The 3,507-nt window shown below is 53.1% G+C and carries 1 protein-coding gene, 1 tRNA gene and 2 rRNA genes; 1 reads left to right on the top strand and 3 read right to left on the bottom strand.

Annotated features, from left to right (window positions below):
• Positions 1 to 77: transfer RNA gene (locus AC2FD9_RS23030), tRNA-Met, on the bottom strand.
• Here AC2FD9_RS23030 and AC2FD9_RS23025 point away from each other — a divergent pair.
• Entirely contained in the window at positions 41 to 163 is a 123-nt protein-coding gene (locus tag AC2FD9_RS23025; protein WP_496700151.1) for a hypothetical protein, read from the top strand. The two genes, AC2FD9_RS23030 and AC2FD9_RS23025, sit on opposite strands and share 37 nt — an antisense overlap.
• Positions 164 to 207: 44 nt before the next feature.
• Here the strand turns inward: AC2FD9_RS23025 and rrf are convergent.
• Both rrf and AC2FD9_RS23015 read right to left on the bottom strand, forming a co-directional pair.
• A 5S ribosomal RNA gene (rrf, locus tag AC2FD9_RS23020) occupies positions 208 to 322 on the bottom strand.
• Positions 323 to 503: 181 nt separating this feature from the next.
• Positions 504 to 3,334: ribosomal RNA gene (locus AC2FD9_RS23015) — 23S ribosomal RNA — on the bottom strand.
• Positions 3,335 to 3,507: the final 173 nt, after the last annotated feature.

Genomic DNA, 3,507 nt, shown 5'->3' with positions numbered 1-3,507 from the left:
TGGTTGCGGGAGTAGGATTTGAACCTACGACCTTCAGGTTATGAGCCTGACGAGCTACCGGGCTGCTCCATCCCGCGTCACTTTGGTGGTCTACCGCCTATTCGGCTACTTGAGACCGTTTTTCGGCCTGTTGCTTACGCTACTTGAGGCCGGGGTCGAATGAGTTCGATATCGTAAGAGAGAAGTTTGATTGTGGGATTTTTCTAGGTTTGGCGGTGACCTACTCTCCCGGGGCTTAAGCCCAAGTACCATTGGCGCGGCAGTGCTTAACTTCCGGGTTCGGGATGGGACCGGGTGTTTCACTTGCGCTATGACCACCAAACCGAGGAAAATCCCCGTCGCGGCTTTGCTTTGCAAAGCGCGACGAGTGGCAGGCGACGTATTTGCGTGCAAATGCGCGTTGCCACTCGGTAGTTATGTCAATCAACACCGCAGCGTTTTGCTGCGAAGTTATCCATGTTTAATGAGGTGTATGTTTTTGATTTGTCTTTCCATTACTGGATCAAATCAAGCCTATCGGGCGATTAGTACCGGTCAACTGAACGCATTACTGCGCTTACATCTCCGGCCTATTGACGTGGTGGTCTTCCACGGCCCTCAGGGAGACCTTGTTTTGAGGGGGGCTTCCCGCTTAGATGCCTTCAGCGGTTATCCTGTCCGATCATAGCTACCCAGCACTGCCGTTGGCACGACAACTGGTCCACCAGTGGATCGTTCACCCCGGTCCTCTCGTACTAGGGGCAACTCCTCTCAAGTCTCCTACACCCACGGCAGATAGGGACCGAACTGTCTCACGACGTTCTAAACCCAGCTCACGTACCTCTTTAAACGGCGAACAGCCGTACCCTTGGGACCTGCTCCAGCCCCAGGATGAGATGAGCCGACATCGAGGTGCCAAACACTGCCGTCGATATGGACTCTTGGGCAGTATCAGCCTGTTATCCCCGGCGTACCTTTTATCCGTTGAGCGATGGCCCTTCCACTCGGGACCACCGGATCACTATGGCCGTCTTTCGACTCTGCTCGACTTGTCAGTCTCGCAGTCAGGCTGGCTTCTGCCATTGCACTCAACGAGCGATTTCCGACCGCTCTGAGCCAACCTTCGCGCGCCTCCGTTACGCTTTAGGAGGCGACCGCCCCAGTCAAACTACCCGCCACGCAGGGTCCCGGATCCGGATAACGGACCGCGGTTAGACATCAAGAGTGCGAAGGGTGGTATCTCAAGGGAGGCTCCACAAAGACTTGCGTCTCTGCTTCAAAGCCCACCACCTATCCTGCACATCACAATCCTGATGCCAGTGCGAAGCTGTAGTAAAGGTGCACGGGGTCTTTCCGTCTAACCGCGGGAAGCCTGCATCTTGACAGGCAATTCAATTTCGCTGAGTCGATGTTGGAGACAGCGGGGAAGTCGTTACGCCATTCGTGCAGGTCGGAACTTACCCGACAAGGAATTTCGCTACCTTAGGACCGTTATAGTTACGGCCGCCGTTTACCTGGGCTTCAATTCAAGGCTCTCACCTCTCCTTTTAACCTTCAGGCACCGGGCAGGCGTCAGACCCTATACGTCGTCTTGCGACTTCGCAGAGCCCTGTGTTTTTAATAAACAGTCGCCACCCCCTGGTTTGTGCCCCCAGCCCCTAGTTGCCTAGGAACCGGGCCTCCTTCTCGCGAACTTACGGAGGTATTTTGCCGAGTTCCTTCAACATCGTTCTCTCAAGCGCCTTGGTATGCTCTACCAGTCCACCTGTGTCGGTTTAGGGTACGGTCTTATAGGAGGGCTATTTCCAGGAACCTCTCAGCAGCCCATTCAATCCGATAAGGATGAACTACCTCTGAGATCCGTCACCACTCCACGGCCTAGGAATATTAACCTAGTTCCCATCGCCTACGCCTTTCGGCCTCGGCTTAGGGGCCGGCTTACCCTGCTCAGATTAGCTTTAAGCAGGAACCCTTGGACTTTCGGCGAGAGTGTCTCTCACACTCTTTGTCGCTACTCATGTCATCATTCTCACTAGTGATCTCTCCACCGGATCGCTCACGCGCCGGCTTCATCGAAAAGACTCGATCCTCCAAGGTGCCCCGAAGGACACTAAAGAGGATAAGTCTTATGTCACACTACGCTCTGCTACCATGCCTTACGGCATCCTAAGCTTCGGCTCATGGCTTGAGCCCCGTTACATCTTCGCCGCAGGACAACTTATTTAGACCAGTGAGCTGTTACGCTATCTTTAAAGGATGGCTGCTTCTAAGCCAACCTCCTGGTTGTTTTGGTCGTCCCACCTGCTTTCCCACTTAGCCATGAATTGGGGGCCTTAGCTGTAGGTCAGGGTTGTTTCCCTCTCCACTACGGACGTTAGCATCCGCAGTGTGTCTGCCATCTAGTACTCCCGGGTATTCGGAGTTTGGTTAGGATCAGTAAGCCTGTGGGGCCCCATTACCCATCCAGTGCTCTACCCCCCGGGGTATTCGGATGACGCTCTACCTAAATAGATTTCGCAGAGAACCAGCTATCTCCGAGTTTGATTGGCCTTTCACCCCTAGGCACAGCTCATCCCGATCCTTTTCAACGGATGTGGGTTCGGTCCTCCAGTAAGTGTTACCTTACCTTCAACCTGGCCATGCCTAGATCACTCGGTTTCGGGTCTGATCCCACGAACTCATGCGCCCTATTAAGACTCGCTTTCGCTACGCCTACACCTAACGGCTTAAGCTTGCTCGTGAGACCAAGTCGATGACCCATTATACAAAAGGTACGCCGTCACCCCGCAAGGAGGCTCCGACTGATTGTAGGCGTTCGGTTTCAGGTACTGTTTCACTCCCCTCGTCGGGGTGCTTTTCACCTTTCCCTCACGGTACTGGTTCACTATCGGTCAGCAAGGAGTACTTAGCCTTCGAAGGTGGTCCTCCGATCTTCAGACAGAATTTCACGTGTTCCGCCCTACTTAATACGTCCCATTGAGCTTAGAATACGGGGCTGTCACCCGCTATGGCCATGCTTCCCAACATGTTCTTCTCACTCTCAAGGCTCGGCTGGTCCCCGTTCGCTCGCCGCTACTAGGGGAGTATCAATTGATTTCCTTTCCTCCGGGTACTTAGATGTTTCAGTTCCCCGGGTTTGCCTTTATAACCCTATGTATTCAGGTCATAAATACCTGGTTATGCCCATTATTGATTAGCAGTGCTAACAATAACAAACATTCAGGTGGGTTGCCCCATTCAGAAATCCATGGATCAAAGCTTATTCTCAGCTCCCCATGGCTTATCGCAGAGTATCACGTCTTTCATCGCCTCTTGCTGCCAAGGCATTCACCAAACGCCCTTCTCGCGCTTGATTTGATCCAGAAAAAGAAAGACACAATATATGTCGATCGAGACCGCCCAGCTGGTAACTAAAGGCAGTCATTCTTCTGAACCAAAAACATACATTTCCCGCCCCCGCCACTTGGACGAGGACAAATGAGCAACCCCATATGGTCTCTCAGCCGTGCAGCTGATCAACGCAGGTCG

Source organism: Ruegeria sp. YTSC230, from assembly GCF_059609665.1.
This window is presented reverse-complemented; position numbering and strand designations above follow the sequence as displayed.